9 protein-coding genes are annotated in these 18,437 nt (G+C 44.7%); 5 read left to right on the plus strand and 4 right to left on the minus strand.

The annotated features are described in order from the left end of the window. Nucleotides 1–85 precede the first annotated feature (85 nt). The gene (locus L3V30_RS19215) at nt 86–9,091 is read right to left on the minus strand and encodes a tandem-95 repeat protein (RefSeq protein WP_237309559.1); all 9,006 of its coding nucleotides are present in this window, start codon (nt 9,089–9,091) and stop codon (nt 86–88) included. Nucleotides 9,092–9,491: 400 nt separating this feature from the next. Here L3V30_RS19215 and L3V30_RS19220 point away from each other — a divergent pair, with 400 nt between their 5' ends. From L3V30_RS19220 to L3V30_RS19235, 4 genes are all read left to right on the plus strand, one after another. Further along, the gene (locus L3V30_RS19220) at nt 9,492–10,802 is read left to right on the plus strand and encodes a TolC family outer membrane protein (RefSeq protein WP_005395046.1); all 1,311 of its coding nucleotides are present in this window, start codon (nt 9,492–9,494) and stop codon (nt 10,800–10,802) included. A gap of 2 nt (nt 10,803–10,804) precedes the next feature. Continuing rightward, entirely contained in the window at nt 10,805–11,419 is a 615-nt protein-coding gene (locus L3V30_RS19225; protein ID WP_046874949.1) for an OmpA family protein, read from the plus strand. Between the two features lie 167 nt (nt 11,420–11,586). After that, nucleotides 11,587–11,940, plus strand: a complete 354-nt coding sequence (locus L3V30_RS19230; RefSeq protein WP_005395049.1) for a DUF2750 domain-containing protein — start codon at nt 11,587–11,589, stop codon at nt 11,938–11,940. A gap of 187 nt (nt 11,941–12,127) precedes the next feature. Further along, nucleotides 12,128–14,101, plus strand: a complete 1,974-nt coding sequence (locus L3V30_RS19235; RefSeq protein ID WP_237309560.1) for a diguanylate cyclase — start codon at nt 12,128–12,130, stop codon at nt 14,099–14,101. A 12-nt stretch (nt 14,102–14,113) separates the two neighbouring features. Here L3V30_RS19235 and queC read toward each other — a convergent pair whose 3' ends face one another. Both queC and queE read right to left on the minus strand, forming a co-directional pair. Next, nucleotides 14,114–14,809 carry a 7-cyano-7-deazaguanine synthase QueC gene (gene queC, locus L3V30_RS19240; RefSeq protein WP_005395054.1) on the minus strand — a complete coding sequence of 232 codons (696 nt, stop codon included), beginning with the start codon at nt 14,807–14,809 and terminating at the stop codon, nt 14,114–14,116. 14 nt (nt 14,810–14,823) lie between these two features. After that, the gene (gene queE, locus L3V30_RS19245; RefSeq protein ID WP_031780442.1) at nt 14,824–15,474 is read right to left on the minus strand and encodes a 7-carboxy-7-deazaguanine synthase QueE; all 651 of its coding nucleotides are present in this window, start codon (nt 15,472–15,474) and stop codon (nt 14,824–14,826) included. Between the two features lie 216 nt (nt 15,475–15,690). Between queE and L3V30_RS19250 the strand changes: the two genes are divergently transcribed. Continuing rightward, nucleotides 15,691–16,500, plus strand: a complete 810-nt coding sequence (locus L3V30_RS19250) for a Cof-type HAD-IIB family hydrolase (protein ID WP_237309621.1) — start codon at nt 15,691–15,693, stop codon at nt 16,498–16,500. Between the two features lie 161 nt (nt 16,501–16,661). Here L3V30_RS19250 and L3V30_RS19255 read toward each other — a convergent pair whose 3' ends face one another. After that, nucleotides 16,662–18,107, minus strand: a complete 1,446-nt coding sequence (locus tag L3V30_RS19255; RefSeq protein ID WP_237309561.1) for a bifunctional NUDIX hydrolase/phosphatase PAP2 family protein — start codon at nt 18,105–18,107, stop codon at nt 16,662–16,664. Nucleotides 18,108–18,437: the final 330 nt, after the last annotated feature.

The raw sequence follows: 18,437 nt of genomic DNA on the forward strand, positions 1-18,437 counted from the left end.
ACCTAAATCTGATCATCAAATCGATCTTGGATGTATTGAGATTATTGTGACTTCAGTATCTAATTAGTGAAAATATGACTTCACGTCATCCCTTATTCCATAAGGGGTTTTCATGATCTTGCCCTGGGACTGCGACTTTAATTTCAGCGACACCTGGAGGTATAGTAACGTCTCCATTAGGCGCTATATCTAATGTTTGAGTTTGACCATGAGTATCCACATAGGTCACTACCATAGTGCCTAAATCAACATCTTCCGCTGTATAGCTATCATCTGTTGTTGACTTCAGATTGACGACAACGGCCTCTTGAACAGGGTTAGAGAGTAAAACGGTAAATATTGCGTCAGTTCCTTCAATGACATCGCCGGCATCTACTACGCTAAGTTCTGTACTATCATTATCAAGAACTGTTGCCGTCCCCGTTTCACCGCCGATCTCAAGAACGATCGTTTCGCTGCTTTCCACAACCAAGTCATCAATAGTCGGAATCGATATTTCGAAGCTGCTTATACCTGCAGGAACAATCAAGTAACCACCTAAGAAAACAACACCATTTGTGTAGGTTGCATTTGATAGATTTACATCATTCTTATCAACTGAAGAACCTTGAGCAAGCATATCAACTTGGTACTTAACAACAGTACTGGTGACTTCATCTAGAACAACCGAAAACGTGACATTGTCACCCTCAGTCACGCTATCACCGACCACAGACAGACTTGGCCCATTTTCAGCAACATTACCATCTAGCATTTCATTAACGATATTGACTGTAGATGGATCGCTAACGCCACTTTCAGAGTCGACGGCCACATATCCAAAGCTGTCCTCTGCAGGAACACCTTCTACATAACGTAACTCCCAGTTACCTTCATTTTTCGTAGAAAAATCTAACTGAGTAATGACCGAACCTTCAGGAAGAGCTAGCTCTTTCCCATAACCAACGCTTGTTTCTTGGAATAGCATGAAGTTGCCTTCAGGCTTCAAAAACTCGAACGTTTGAGTCTGTTGGACATTATTTGAATCTAAGTATGTAACCGTAATAAGTGCTGCGTTGTCATCACCGTAATCAAACAATCCACCTAGTCCATCTAGTCCAAGGTTTACGCTGCCCACAGGGTTATTAGACAAATCGATCGTAATCGTTTCACCTTTTTCAATACCCTGCCCATCATTGTCAGCGATACCATTGCCGATGTGTGACACCTGGCGGTTGTATTGCGCAAGCTCATCGCTATTAGAAGAAATGGTGATAGAGGCTCCATTTGCTAAATGCTCAGTACGGGAATGTGATGAACCACCATCCTCACTTAATCCCCAGTTATTGAAATCTGTTGTAGATTCCGAGCTATTAGGCGTATTAGGACGATCTTTGATACCTAATAAGAAGCCAACATTATCAGCTTCATAGTAAAGGCTGTCTTTGTCATAAAGCGTATCGCTAACTTCTTTAATTTCGTGCAACTCACCATCACTACCTTTAAAGAACAACGTACCTGATGTTGGCAGTTCAGTAATCCGGACATGTAGATCGTTGCCTTTTAAATCGTCTTCAACATCCGCGATATGATCTTGAGAGTCACCGCTATCCAGAGGTTTCGTATCGGTATCAAACACAACGTGCGTAAGCTGATCATCGGCCACATGCGTAAAGTCTTCACTGTCAGGTTTGTCGTTTACTGGCGTGACATCAACTTTAACAATGGTGGATTCACTGACACCACCAGAGGTGACGATATAGGTGAAGCTGTCTGTACCGTGGTAGTTGTCGTTTGGCGTGTAGGTTACGCTGCCGTCAGGGTTGACCGAGACCGTGCCGTTGGCAGGGCCGTTATTGGTATCGAGCGACACCACTTTATCGTCGCCTTCGAACGTGTCGTTACCTAAGACCTTGATGATAGTTGGCGTGTCTTCAACAACCGTCGTTTTGTCTGCCACGATGTCTGCCACAGGCGCTACCGTGAAGTTCACCGTTTGACTGACGCTCTCGCCACTTGAGTCTTTAGCTGTGAACGTAATTGCCTCTTTGCCATTCCAATCCGCAGTCGGAGTAATGGTAGCAACGCCATTCACAATAGAGACTTGGATGTTGTTATTGCCAGAGACGGAGAATTCTAGCGAGGAATCGGAATCTTTAAATACTTCATTCAAGTCGATCGTGTATGCATCGAAATCTTCCGATAACACTTGATCTGTAATGACATTATCAACTGTTGGCGCATCGTTAACACGATTCACAACCAAACTATCACTGTCGTTAGCCGTTGGATTAACACCATCCGATACTGACGCGCTTATAGTCAGATCTTTAAGATTAAGTTCATCGTTGTTAACTGCATCGACGCCCGCTTGAGTTAGCTTGACTTCATTGCCAACCAACACGAAGTAACCGTTTGAGTTGTTTTCTAAAGAAACGGTTAATTGGTCTTCTGGCGTGTCAGTATCACGAACCGCTAAGGTTGCGACTACCGTATCAGTGCTCACTGCGTCTTCAGTGATGCTTTCTACGGCATCAACCTTGATGGTTGGCGCATCGTTCACTGGATTAACGGTAACGGTCACCTTCGCTTCGTCGGCCAATTGACCGTCCGTTACGATATAGGTGATTTCAGCGTCACCATTGAAGTTTTCTGCCGGTGTGAAGACGAGTTTTCCATCCACCACTTCAACCGTACCCTGCTCTTTAGGTACAGAGGCTGATTCAATACTCAGCTTATCGCCATCCACATCAGTATCGTTTGGCAGAACATCAATCGTGACAGCGGTATCTTCTTGTGTTGTTGCCGCGTCATCTTTTGCCACTGGCGTATCGTTCACTGGTGTGACATCGACGTTCACCGTGGTGGACTCCGATACCCCACCAGACGTAACGATGTAGGTGAAGCTGTCTGTACCGTGGTAGTTGTCGTTTGGCGTGTAAGTCACGCTGCCGTCAGGGTTGACCGAGACCGTGCCGTTGGCTGGACCGTTGTTGGTATCCAGCGACACCACTTTGTCGTCGCCTTCGAACGTGTCGTTACCTAAAACTTTAATGATGGTTGGCGTGTCTTCCACAACCGTCGCTTTATCAGCCTCAATGTCCGCCACAGGCGCTACTGTGAAGTTCACCGTTTGGCTGACGCTTTCACCGCTTGGATCGGTGGCAGTAAAGGTTAGGATTTCTGAGCCGTTCCAGTCTGCCGTTGGAGTAAACGTAGCAATGCCATTGACGATCGCCACTTGGATGTTGCTGTTGCCAGAGACGCTAAACGTTAACTCGCCATCAACGTTATCCACATCGCTGAAAGCGGTATTTAGATCGATGGTGTATGGCGTAAAGTCTTCCGCCAAAGTTTGGTCTGCGATGTTGCTTTCAACTACAGGCGTGTCGTTCACCGCATTTACTGTAACGGTCACCTTCGCTTCGTCGGTCAATTCACCGTCCGTAACGATGTAGGTGATTTCAGCGTCGCCATTGAAGTTCTCGGCCGGAGTGAAAACAAGTTTGCCATTCACCACTTCAACCGTACCCTGCTCTTTAGGTACAGAGGCTGATTCAATACTCAGCTTATCGCCATCCACATCGCTGTCGTTTGGCAGGACATCAATCGTCACTGGTGTGTCTTCGTCAGTAATCTCCGTGTCATCTTTTGCCACAGGCGCATCGTTGACCGGTGTCACATCGACGTTCACCGTGGTGGACTCACTGACGCCCCCAGATGTGACGATGTAGGTGAAACTGTCTGTACCGACGTAGTTGTCATCTGGTGTGTAGGTCACCGTGCCGTTGTTATTCACAATGACGGTGCCATTTTTAGGACTATTATCGGCGTCCAAAGACACCACTTTATCAGTGCCTTCGAACGTGTCGTTTACGGCATTTACGGTGACGTTGACCGTTGCTTGGTCGGTCAGCGAACCATCGGTGATGGTGTAAGTGATTTCGGCGTCGTCATTGAAGTTCTCGGCCGGTGTGAACACCAGTTTTCCATCAATAATTTCGACTGTACCTTGTGCTTCAGGTACGGACGCCGATTGGATAGACAGCGTATCACCATCGATGTCAGTATCGTTTGGCAAGACATCAATTGTCACTGGCGTGTCTTCGTCAGTAACAGCGGTATCATCTTTTGCCACTGGCGCATCATTGACTGGCGTCACATCGACATTCACCGTGGTGGACTCACTGACCCCACCGGACGTAACGATGTAGGTAAAGCTGTCTGCCCCGTGGTAGTTGTCGTTCGGCGTGTAGGTCACGCTGCCGTCAGGATTGACCGAGACCGTGCCGTTGGCTGGACCATTATTGGTATCAAGCGACACCACTTTATCAGTGCCTTCAAACGTGTCGTTACCTAAGACTTTGATGATAGTTGGTGTGTCTTCCACAACCGTCGCTTTATCTGCCACGATGTCCGCCACAGGCGCTACCGTGAAGTTCACCGTTTGGCTAACGCTTTCGCCGCTTGGATCGGTAGCCGTAAAGGTTAGGATTTCTGAGCCGTTCCAGTCTACCGTTGGTGAGATGGTCGCGATACCATTTTCAATCGAAACCAACACGTTGCTGTTACCGGCTACTGAGAAGCTAAGCACGGAGTCGCTGTCTTTAAATGCGTCGTTTAAATCAATCGTGTAGGTCGCGAAATCTTCCGATAACACTTGATCTGCAATGGCATTTTCAACAATCGGTGCATCATTAACACGATTCACAATCAAACTGTCACTGTCGCTAACCGTTGGATTAACACCATCCGACACTGACGCGCTGATAGTCAGGTCTTTAAGGTTGAGTTCATCGTTGTTAACCGCGTCAACACCCGCTTGAGTCAGCTTGACTTCATCGCCAACTAACACAAAGTAACCGTTTGAGTTGTTTTCTAAAGAAATGGTCAATTGGTCTTCTGGCGTATCAGAATCAGCGACTTCCAACGTCGCCACTACCGTATCCGTGTTCACTGCATCTTCAGTGATGCTTTCTACGGCATCAACTTTGATAGTTGGTGCATCGTTTACTGGATTTACTGTAACGGTCACCTTCGCTTCGTCGGTCAATTCACCGTCCGTAACGATGTAGGTGATTTCAGCGTCGCCATTGAAGTTTTCTGCCGGTGTGAACACCAGTTTGCCATCAATAATTTCGACTGTACCTTGAACACTCGGCACAGACGCCGATTGAATAGACAGCTCATGGCCATCCACATCGGTGTCGTTTGGCAGGACATCAATCGTCACTGGTGTGTCTTCGTCAGTAACCGCCGTGTCATCTTTTGCCACAGGCGCATCATTGACCGGTGTCACATCGACGTTCACCGTGGTGGACTCACTTACGCCACCGGAGGTGACGAAGTAGGTGAAGCTGTCTGTACCGTGGTAGTTGTCGTTTGGCGTGTAAGTCACGCTGCCATCAGGGTTGACCGAGACCGTGCCGTTGGCTGGGCCATTGTTGGTATCCAGCGACACCACTTTGTTGTCGCCTTCGAACGTGTCGTTACCTAAGACCTTGATGATGGTCGGCGTGTCTTCCACAACCGTCGCTTTGTCTGCCACGATGTCCGCCACAGGCGATACTGTGAAGTTCACCGTTTGGCTAACGCTTTCGCCGCTTGGATCGGTAGCAGTAAACGTTAGGGTTTCTGAACCGTTCCAGTCTGCCGTTGGTGAAATGGTCGCGATGCCGTTCTCTATTGAGACATTGACATTGCTATTACCAGAGACGCTAAACGTTAACTCGCCATCCACGTTATCCACATCGCTGAAGGCGGTATTTAGATCGATGGTGTATGGCGTAAAGTCTTCTGCCAAGGTTTGGTCTGCGAGGTTGCTTTCAACCGCAGGCGTGTCGTTCACCGCATTCACCGTGACATTGACCGTCGCTTGGTCAGTCAGTGCACCATCAGTGATGGTGTAAGTGATTTCGGTGTCGCCATTGAAGTTCTCAGCCGGTGTGAAGACCAGTTTTCCGTCAACAATTTCAACCTTACCTTGTGCTTCAGGTACAGACGCAGATTGGATCGACAACTTATCGCCATCCACATCAGTATCGTTTGGCAGGACATCGATCGTCACTGGTGTGTCTTCGTCAGTAATCGCCGTGTCATCTTTTGCCACTGGCGCGTCGTTGACCGGCGTCACATTGACTTCAACGGTAGTGGATTCAGACACACCGCCTGATGTCACGACATAAGTGAACGTATCTTTGCCGACGTAGTTATCATCTGGTATGTAGGTCACGGCGCCATCAGGGTTGACCGAGACCGTGCCGTTAGCTGGGCCTTTATTGGTATCAAGCGACACTACTTTATCGTCGCCGTCAAACGTGTCGTTACCTAAGACGTTAATGACGGTTGGCGTGTCTTCGACTACATCCGTGCTGTCTGCCTCAATGTCAGCTACCGGTGCAACCGTAAAGTTCACCGCTTGGCTGACGATTTCACCACTTGGATCGGTAGCAGTAAACGTTAGGGTTTCTGAACCGTTCCAGTCTGCTGTTGGTGAAATGGTCGCGATGCCGTTTTCAATCGAAACCAACACGTTGCTGTTACCGGACACTGAGAAGTTAAGTGTGGAGTCACTGTCTTTAAATGCGTTGTTTAAATCAATCGTGTAGGTCGCGAAGTCTTCCGCTAGCACTTGATCTGAGATGACATTATCAACAGTCGGCGCATCGTTAACACGATTCACAATCAAACTATCACTGTCGTTAGCCGTTGGATTAACACCATCCGATACTGACGCGCTGATAGTCAGGTCTTTTAGGTTAAGTTCATCGTTGTTAACCGCATCGACGCCTGCTTGAGTCAGCTTGACTTCATCGCCAACTAACACAAAGTAACCGTTTGAGTTGTTTTCTAAAGAAACGGTTAATTGGTCTTCTGGCGTATCAGTATCACGAACCGTTAAGGTTGCGACTACCGTATCCGTGTTCACTGCATCTTCAGTGATGCTTTCTACGGCATCAACTTTGATAGTTGGTGCATCGTTTACTGGATTTACTGTAACGGTCACCTTCGCTTCGTCGGTCAATTCACCGTCCGTAACGATGTAGGTGATTTCAGCGTCACCATTGAAGTTTTCTGCCGGAGTGAAGACGAGTTTTCCATCCACCACTTCAACCGTGCCCTGCTCTTTAGGTACAGAGGCTGATTCAATACTCAGCTTCTCGCCATCAATATCGGTGTCGTTTGGCAGGACATCAATCGTCACTGGCGTGTCTTCGTCAGTAATCGCCGTGTCATCTTTTGCCACTGGTGCATCATTCACTGGCGTCACATCAACGCTCACCGTGGTGGATTCCGATACCCCGCCTGACGTGACAATGTAGGTGAAGCTGTCTGTACCGTGGTAGTTGTCGTTTGGCGTGTAAGTTACGCTGCCATCAGGATTGACCGAGACCGTGCCGTTAGCTGGACCGTTATTGGTATCAAGCGACACCACTTTGTCGTCGCCTTCGAACGTGTCGTTATCTAAGACCTTGATGATGGTCGCCGTGTCTTCCACAACCGTCGCTTTGTCTGCCACGATGTCCGCCACAGGCGCAACCGTGAAGTTCACCGTTTGGCTAACGCTTTCACCGCTTGGATCAGTGGCAGTAAACGTTAGGATTTCTGAGCCGTTCCAGTCCGCGGTTGGAGTGAACGTAGCAATGCCATTGACGATCGCCACTTGAATGTTGCTGTTGCCAGAGACGCTAAACGTTAACTCGCCATCGGCGTTATCCACATCGCTGAAAGCGGTATTTAGATCGATGGTGTATGGCGTGAAATCTTCCGCCAAGGTTTGGTCTGCGATGTTGCTTTCAACCGCAGGTGTGTCGTTCACCGCATTCACGGTGACGGTGACCGTCGCTTGGTCAGTCAGCGAACCATCGGTGACGGTGTAAGTGATCTCAGCGTCGCCATTGAAGTTCTCAGTTGGCGTAAATACAAGCTTGCCGTCAATAATCTCGACTTGACCTTGGTCACTCGGCACAGACGCCGATTCAATGCTTAACGTATCACCATCGATGTCAGTGTCGTTTGGCAACACATCAATCGTTACTGAGGTATCTTCCTCTGTAATTGTTGCGTCATTAAGGGCAATAGGCGCATCGTTAACTGAGTTTACTGTTACCGAGACTTGAGCTTCATCCTCTAGCTCACCATCTGAGATGGTGTAGCTAATAGTAGCATTACCATTGAAGTTTTCAGCCGGAGTGAAAACAAGCTTACCATCGACAATCTCAACGATACCTTGCTTTTCTGATACAGAAGCAGAAGTAATGGATAAATCGTCACCTTCAATGTCACTGTCGTTAGCGAGCACATCAATTACAACCTGGGAATCTTCGTCAGTTTGAATCGCATCGTTAGTCGCTATTGGCGCGTCATTAACAGGCTTAATATCTAAATTAGCATTGCCATTAATAACACCCCCATCGTCATCAATGATGTCATAGGAGAATGACACTTCAGTATCATCATCAGCTTCTGGGATATAAGTCCAAGATCCATCGTTGTTATCAATTAAAGTGCCATTCCCACTCTCAATAGTGACGTTTGTAACGATAAGAGTATCAGCATCTTCAATATCGACATTCGATAGTAATTCTTCGGTAGTTATCGTGATGGGATCGCTATCTTCTTCGATAGCGCTTAATGTCACTGGAGAATTAGTAAGTGGTTTATTTGAGCCATCTCCACTGGTTTCTATATTTGTTGCGAAAAAGTCATTTAAGGTCAACGCTTGTGTTTCAGATAAACCGAGGGATTCCAAGCCAATAGTTTCAAAATTTGTTGAGGCCAGTACTTCAGTGCCATCCCGTGCAATCGTGGCACTATTTTGTAAACTTGAACCACTGTTTTCACCCGCAGCTGGCGCGAGTTCTTCATCAACTATAGAAGGGTCTTGACCTTGCTCAATAGCACCAATAATTCGTGCCACATCATCAGAAATATCTTTTGAGCCTTGCTCTTCAGTTAGTTGAATGTTCAAATTTAGAGGTGCAGCATCTGTCGTTGCCACTACCACTTCACCTGGTAGGGGCTGTTGTCCTTCTGTTAGGACTCTCAGCTCCCCATCTAAACCTATTACGACGACTTGATTACCGAGTGACACTAACGCTGTACGATCCATATAAATCTTAACCCTAAATAACTGTCAAGTTTTTGACTAACAATACTAATTTGCTATATATTGCCTGATTATATAGTGCAATAACAGCAATTTGATGCTCAATTAAGTAATTATGTGCCATACATCAATAGGAATCTATGCGCATATTTATCTTGTTTTAATAAAAGCCACTCAACTCTTGTTAAACATCAATTTCACTTTAAAATCGGGATCCTTATTCAAAATTTAGACCCACCAAATGAACTGATTTATCAAGAATGAAACAAATGAACAATGAATCAACAGGTTACTTCATCGTGTATTAATGTTATTGTGCGCTAAATTATTGACGCCCTTATAGGTATCCCACTTATAAGCCCTCTCACCTCGAGAAATTTTATTATTATCTAGGAGAATCACAGTGAAGTGGACTCGTGCCAACGCCTTTTGCATTGGTGTGTTCGCAGCTAGTCATGCTTTTGGGCAAACACTAGAGCAAGCGGTTGAAAACACATTAAAAACCAATCCTGACATCAAAAGTGCGTTCAATGAATTCGTTAGCAAGCAGTATGTGAATGAAGCATCTGGCGGTGCTTACCTCCCATCCGTAGATTTAGACGCCGGTATCGGTTATGAAGGCATTAACCCAGCAGAAGCAGGGCGAGATTCAACGGATCTGACAAGAAAAGAAGCGACCGTGACACTAACCCAGTTGATATGGGACGGTTCTGCGACACTTAACGATATGGATCGAACAGCAGCTGACGCAGAATCAGTTCGTTATCAACTGCTCGCTGATGCTCAAGACACGGCACTCGAAGTGGCAAAGGTTTACTTAGATTCAGTAAAAGCTTATGAAATTCTTACACTTTCAGAAAACAACTTGAAGGTTCATAAGAAGATCTACGAAGACATTAAAAAGCGAGTTAACTCAGGACTTGGGTCTACCGCTGACCTAACTCAAGTAGAAGCTCGTTTAGCAAAAGCTCACGGTAACTTGGTGGCGGCTCAGAACAACTTATATGACAGCCACACCACGTTTACACGCCTTGTCGGACAGTCCCCACAAGGATTGATTTTTCCGCGAGCGGACCAGAACTTTATTCCCTACACCATAGATGAAGCAATTGACTTGGCATTTGAATCGCATCCAGTAATCAAAATTTCGATGGCAGATGTAGACTCAGCTAAGTTCCAATATAAGCAATCTAAGGGAACTTACTATCCAACGATATCTGTAGAAGCGGCTCAAACGTGGCGTGATGATGCAAGCGGTATCGAAGGAAGCAGTGATGAAACGACAGCGATGCTGCGTATGCGTTACAACCTCTTTAATGGTGGTAGTGATGTCGCCAATGCTGAAAACTTTGCCTATCAACTAAACAAAGCCAAAGATTTACGAGAACGCGCATACCGCAGCGTTGAAGAAGGGCTTCGTCTATCATGGAGCGCGTTAGATTTAACGCTTCAGCAAAAAGAGTTTCTAGCGGATCACGTAGATTCGGCATCTGAAACTGTTATCGCCTACGAGAAACAGTATCGCATCGGTAAACGAACCCTTTTGGATTTGTTAAATACTGAAAACGAGTTATTTGAAGCGAGAAAAAACTACTTGGATGCTCGATATTCAGAGCAATACGCGAAATACCGTGTAATGAATGCGACCGGCCAATTGTTAAATGCCTTGCGAGTCGATGTGCCTACGGAATGGAATGAAAAGGTGGAGTACTGATCATGAAACCAATGAAAATTCTATTTGCATTAAGCCTTCTCGCCGTTACTCAACAGGTTGTTGCTGAAGACGAGTATGACTATCGACCTGTACCAAGTGCAGAGCAAATCGCTGACCTTCAAGATGAAGATAACGATGGCGTCATCAACGCTCGAGATATGTGCCCTGGCACACCGGAAGGCTCAGAAGTCGACAATGACGGTTGCGGCGAATACATTAAAGCATCAGATAACATGCAAGTGAGAATACTTTTTGCCAATGATTCTGATGAAATCAATCCCGTGTTCAGAAGACAAGTACGTGAACTGTCCGATTTTTTAAAAGAATACCCTACTACATCGATCGAACTGCACGGCTACGCGAGTAAAGTGGGTGGCTCTCAGCACAACCAAGATCTATCAGAGAGACGAGCACGCAATGTACGTGAGGCGCTGTTGAGCTACAACATCGAACCGAGCAGGGTTCGTATTGTTGGCTTTGGAGATACTCACCTAGCGCAACAAGGTACCGATGAAGTCAGCCACGCTTTAAACCGCCGAGTAACTGCTTCTGTCGTTGGTTATAAAGGCGAGATTAAAAAAGAGTGGACAATATTCACTACCCTCCCTGAAAGGTAAAAATATCTGTATTAATGATTGTTCAAACAAGCATTAATAAACCTAGAACGACATAAGAAAAGGAGCTTCGGCTCCTTTATTTTTACTCATTGCAATAACCGTATTATGCTTTAGGAATCGGCACTTTAGTGTTACCCTAGCGGCGTCATAACAACGAGAGTTTTGAAATGAGCAAACTTACATCAGATATCCAAGCAAACCTTGACCTTTTTGTTGCAGAAACAAAAGAAAACCAACTGGTTTGGGGTTTACGCAATGAAGAAGGTTGGCTATCTTGCGATTCAACTGAATTCGAAAACAGTGAAGTCATGCCTTTCTGGTCTTCTAAAGAAGATGCAGAAGCGCACAATGTTGAAGAATGGGCTGACTTCACTGTACTAGAAATCCCACTAGATATCTTTGTTGAAGATTGGCTTTTAACTCTTGCAGAAGATGGTGTTCTTGTTGGTACTAACTGGAACGATCAGCTAGAAGGCAAAGAAATGGAGCCTCAAGATCTAGCTAAGCTTTACATTGCATAACGATTTCTAGACCTCAACTTTATGTTGGGGTCTTTCTTTTTATGCTCTTTTTTTGATATGTCGACCAAGTGCATAGTTTTCCTATTCTTTTTCTTCGTACACCCAACTCAATCACAACGCTGATCAATTAATAGCGCTATGATTCTCCAATTCCAAAGCAACAAAAGAACATAAGGCACGTTTAAATATGCGCACGCTCTATCCTTTGCTTGCGTCACTCTTACTCGCCCCGGTATATGCTAGTGACACTCAAGATATTGAGCCAGAACAAAATATCACGCAGTGGCACGCCGTTTATCAAACCACATTGAGAAGTAATCCTGACTCAGCATTAAGCATGCTTCAAGATCGATACCACACCGCGAAATCGCACAGCGAAAAACTCTACGTCAGCGGGCTGATTTATGAATATATGTCGAACATAAAGCAGCCGTACTATGGTAGCAGCCAAGTTCTCAACAATAACTTTGCTCAGTTAGAGTCAGAGTACATTCTTGCCTTAAATGAACGTAAGCATGGTAGTTATGACGCCTCAGTAAATAGCTTTTCTTCGTTGCGAAAAAAAATGAAGCAGACTTCAGATTCTGAAGGCAAAGCTTTGATGAACTATCAGCTCTGTTATACCTTGAATCAACAAGGTCGTTATCACAAAGCAAACTTTTATTGCTCGTCGTTAGAAAGCCATCTAAGTCAACAACACCAAGAACACTTCCCTATTGATCTCGCGTTACGTGTGGTAGCGAATAACTATAACTATCGTGGCGACTATGAAAAAGCGCTGAGTCTTTATAGAAAGCTGCTGGCGAACATGTCTGCTCAAAGCGATCCTTCTGGCATTTACAATGACGTCGGAAATTTACTTGCAGAGCTTGGGCAGTTTGAACAATCAGAACAATATCTCATCCAAGCCCTACTCGCTCGTCAAGATGAAGGGACACCACTCAAGGTCGCCCAAGTCGAACATAGCCTTGGGGCAATGTATAAAAAATCCAAAGAATTCGATAAAGCCATCAATCATTATCAAAATGCATTAACAATACTCAACCAGCTCCACTACCCATATGGTCAAGGGTTAAGCTACTTAGGGCTGTCTGCGGTTTTAGCCGAAAGTGGGCAACTGGATACCGCAGTAGATTACATTAGAAAAGCTTTAGACATTGCTGAAACGTATGAAAATACGCACCTCGAAACGGAAGGGCATTTAGCTGCTGGGTTCGCGTATTTGAAAAACCATGCTACTGAAAAATCGATTGCACATGGCAAAGTCGCGTTAACACTAGCGATCAATAACTCTAGACCATTATTACAGGCACAAGCTCAATTACTCCTTTCCGAAGCATACCAAGCCCAAGGTGATTATAAACTGGCATTAGAGCACCACAAAGCCTATTCAACCATTGAATTGGCCAACCGAGACGCTAGCAATATTAAAGCATTAGAGGCATTAGACCTCACAAAGAAAGAGTACGAATATGATCTTCAAGTCGCTCGGTTGAATAATGAAAAAAGCTTAAATCAGCATCAATTTGAGAAGCTTACCGATCAAAAGCGCACTTATAATTTTGTGGTTTCCTGTTTGTTGGTCTTGCTCATTCTGGCATTGATACTTCAGCGACAAACACGACAAAAAGCCAAAATAGATAGTCTAACATGTGCGTTGAATAGAGCGGCAATTATAGAGACCATCAAAGGTCAAACCTCCAAAGCGGACGAAGACTTCCGCTATGTTTTAGCATTAATCGACCTTGATGACTTTAAGACGATAAATGATCAATACGGTCATCCGACTGGCGACTTGGTGTTACAGCAAGTTTGCCAAGTGCTTAAAGCTAAGCTCAATAAGGGAGAGTATATCGGCCGTTTGGGTGGAGAAGAGTTTATCTTATTATTGAAAAACGTCGATGAAATTGACGTTCCTTTCCGGGTGCAAAGCCTACACAAAACGATTTCAGAGAAGTGCGTACGCACGGTAAATAATAGTGATTTGAGTGTAACTGCTAGCTTGGCCTATCTATCAACATCAATGCCGCTTACCAACTTTGATGAACTTTATTCGATACTAGACCAAGCTTTATACCAGGCTAAAAAGCAGGGAAAAAACATCATTATAGACGCATACGATGATCCAATTAGCCTAAGTTCTGACTATGTTAGCCAGTAAAGCAAGGCACGACTAAACGTCAGCAGCCTGCTTGTTCACAAGAGACTGCATTACGGTCTCTTTATTGTTTAGGTAATCATCTAAGCCAGCTTTGCGCAAATCGCACGATGGGCACTCACCGCAACCATCACCAATGACCCCGTTGTAGCAGGTCAATGTATTTTCACGAACCAGTTGCAACGCGTCATATTGATCAGCTAACGCCCACGTTTCTGCTTTATTTAGCCACATTAACGGTGTTTTGATCGTCAGGTTACGGTCCATCCCTTTCACCAAAGCCGTGTTCATTGCTTTCACAAAATCGTCACGACAATCTGGATAACCACTAAAGTCAGTTTCACACACGCCAGTAATTACGGTTTCAGCCCCAATTTGGTAGGCGTAGATTCCTGCGAGCGTTAAAAATAGAATGTTACGGCCAGGAACAAAAGAGTTTGGTAGACCGTTTTCTTGCAATTCGTGTGAGACAGGAATGTCATCGCGCGTGAGAGAGCTAATCGCAAGTTCGTTTAAAAGGCCAACATCCATCACTTTATGCGCTTTGACGCCAAGATCCTTTGCGATCTTTTGTGCCACTTCTATCTCTAACTTGTGGCGCTGACCATAATCAAAAGTAATGGCATGAACTTCATCAAACTCTTTAAGTGCTTGAACCAGACAAGTCGTGGAATCCTGACCACCACTAAAAACAACAACGGCTTTTTTCATTTCTCTCTCCGCTCTTAAGCAATACTTAGATATTTATGAGTTTGAACAGACAAGCGCCAATTGCGAGCAATGCACGTTTCAATACACAATTGCGTTGCACGAGGCTTTTGGCTAATAGGCTGCAATGCAATGACAGTCTCAACCGCGACATTCGCATTTGCCAATAGCTCATCAAGGTGGTCGATGTCTTTTTGTGTACCAACAGGGTGCTTAATCTCATTCGCACGCTCTAACGCGCTATTGAGAACTGGCAGTTTACCCTTCATCGCCACTTTTGGTGACACGGTCACCCATGTATTTTCTGACGTGATGACTTCTGATGTGCCACTGGTTTCTATTTGGCATTGGCAACCCATATCCTCAAACGCCTCTGTTAAAGGGCGTAGATCATAAATACAAGGCTCACCACCAGTAATCACGATATGTTTAGCATTAAAGCCTTGCAGTTGATATTGCTCTACGATGTTCTCGGCAGATGCGACGCACCATGTGGGAGAATCTTCCGTCTTCACCAAAATATCACCAATTTGACGTTGGTCATTCTCATCTGCATACCACGTTTGTTTGGTATCGCACCATGAGCAACCAACCGGACACTCTTGAAGGCGAACAAAAACAGCAGGTACTCCAGTGAAAACCCCTTCCCCTTGGATGGTTTCAAACATCTCATTTAGCTTATACAACGTAGAACTCACTCAACTCATAATACTTCGAGGCGAAGACCTTAATGGACACACGTGTCTAGGTCAATTTAAACCAAAAATTAATTGTTAAAATAGACCATTTTGTAGTTTCATAGTCGCGGTGAGCGTAGGTTTCTGGTTAGCGTTATACCAAACCTTATTCACTTACAGTTCCCAAAAACTTTAAGGTAAGAAATGATGTATAAACTGATCGCATTAGATATGGATGGCACACTGCTCAATAATGATAAAGCAATCTCTGAAGAAAACAAACAAGCGATCGCAAAGGCTCGAGAAGCAGGCGTTACTGTCGTTCTCGCTTCTGGTCGCCCATTAGAAGGAATGCAAGGCAAGCTCGACGAACTGAATATCCATTCCGATAAAGATTTTGTCCTTTTCTACAATGGCTCTATGGTTAAGAACGTAGGAACAAATGAAATCATCCACCAGCAAATCATTGATGGTAAGGCAGCAAAATTAGTCGCTCGTAAAGCGAAAGAATTAGGCGCTTATGTGCACGCATTCAGCCAAGTACATGGCTTGATCACCAATGAGAAAAACCCATACACTGACATCGAAGCCAACATTAATGGCTTAAATGTGACAGAGATTAATTTTGAATCGCTAGAAGATGATCATCCAATCATCAAAGCAATGATGGTTGCCGAGCCAAGTAAGTTAACTGAGGTCATCGCTGCGCTTCCGTCTGAAATGCGTGAAGAGTTTACGGTGGTTCAAAGCGCTCCGTTCTTCCTGGAATTTCTTAACCCAGCGAGCAACAAAGGTATTGGTGTTGCTGCAATTGCTGAGTATCTAGGTATTCAACCGGAAGAAGTGATCTGTATGGGTGATGCTGAAAATGACCACCACATGCTGAAGTACGCTGGCCTTGGTATCGCGATGGCAAATGCAATGGAAGAGACCAAACAAATCGCTGATTACATTACGGCAAGTAATGATGAACACGGTGTAGCTAAAGCGATTGAAAAATTCGTCCTTAACGCTTAATTCCTCCGCCGCAATGGCGTCAACGTTATTACCTTTAACTCAGCCATGGCGTCAGAGATACGCAAAGCCACATTGTTGAGCTACTCAACGTACAAAAAAGCCTTGCTGTAAAGCAAGGCTTTCTTTTTACTCGTATGCCTGAGAAAGAAAGCATACAACCATCAATCTAGCACTGTTTCTCTCTGTTGTTTTTCATGAATCAGCTTTCTTGCAAGCAAAATAAACAGCAACATCAACAAGGGATAATGCAACGTCGACAATACCAATGACCACAAACCACTAAACGAGACAACAGAGCTTGAGTATAAATAAAGTTGCTCAACGAATACCAACGCAAGCGTTACAAAAATCATCTGACGAGAATCCAAATGCACTTTTGACTCTCTAAACGTCATAACCAACGCTGATGCCGTAATTAAAATAGCTAACCAGCGGCCAAACACAGGTAATGGCCAGATAACAGAGATGACCGCCGTTACCGCAGTCATAATGAACCAGACGCCTTTTGAGCTCAGCACTTGATCAACATTCACGTCTTGATTTGTTTCCAATCGCAGAACATGCCAGGCCACCAAGCTTCCTAACAGCGCACCAAACAACATATCTAAGAAAAAGGCGCTACCAAGGAAAAACTTACATAACATAATAGTAAGCGTGATGAGCATCATAACAGCGGTCGTACCATTCAAACCGAAATAATGTGTTCTCTGAAATAAAAAGGTTAAAACACAAAACCAAACGGCAATAGGCAAACTTGGAAAACTAAATCCAAAGCTGTGTGTTAACTCCATCATTGGTATATAGACATGCGGGCGAGGAAGCGCAAAGCCCTGTTGAGCTACAAGTACCATCAGGGACGTCGCGCTAATAGCGAAAAAGAGTCGGAATACAAATCGACTGCCAAAACGCATCATTACTAACGGAAATAGAAAAAGCAGTATCGTAGGTTCTGTCAGTTCTATAACAAGATTTGAGATCTGATTCGCTACCTCGAAACTCGTGTCTGATAAAGCCCCTACCCAGCTTTGTAAGTCTTTCATCCACCTCAATTCAATCTGACGAAATGAAGGCGCGGATTCGATCAGCTGAGTCACATAAGATGCGGACTGCTGAGTAGCTTGTTCAAAAAACTGAATGGCTTGTGGCCATTGAGCGGGATAGCGGTACAAAAATGATGGCAGCTCGGATGGTCCAAGTAACATTGCAGATGCGATTTCTACTCCGTAGTGAGGAGCAAACCAAATAGGTAACTCATTCCCACCTAAGGAATTGTTCATCGAAAAAGCAATAATCTCAGAATCTGATATGCAATCGTAATAAACCGCGGTGTCAGTTCTGCCAAGTTCCTCCCCAACCGTGACCACTAAACCCGTTTCTTCCCACGTTTCTCTTTGCGCAGCAACTTTGGGGGATTCTCCATCAATAATTGTCCCACCAGGTAGAGAAATCTTATCCGTCAATATTTCATGAACTAGCACTAACTTGTCGTCAGCACGAACAACGCAGAGCGCCCCTTTTACTTCGCTCGCGGCAGCTTTAGCCGTAGAGATTGGTGAAACAGGTAACAAAATAAAACAAAGGATGAGTAATAACAGCTGTCTCAACACAAAATATGACCTTAAGTAAACATTATGATAACCAATGAATAATGGCAGTTAATCTTATCTTTTTCGATAAAAATTAAGTAACGAGTTATGCCAAACAACGTTGATCGAATAAAGCATGATCTTGAAGCTCATTGGAGAGTAATTTAATGCAAACCTGACAAAAATCAGACAAAACATGAAATGTTGATCGCAATTCTGCCAGTTATATGAAGGTAGCGTCAGGATAAAGTCATACACATTTTATGGGTTCTCAAAGTTGGAACAATAAAAAAGGGCTTATTATTCGAAAACAATAAACCCTGCTTATGATAACTATGCGCTGCTCGTTGA

The organism is Vibrio sp. A1-1, assembly GCF_021728175.1.
Lineage (GTDB): Bacteria > Pseudomonadota > Gammaproteobacteria > Enterobacterales > Vibrionaceae > Vibrio > Vibrio diabolicus.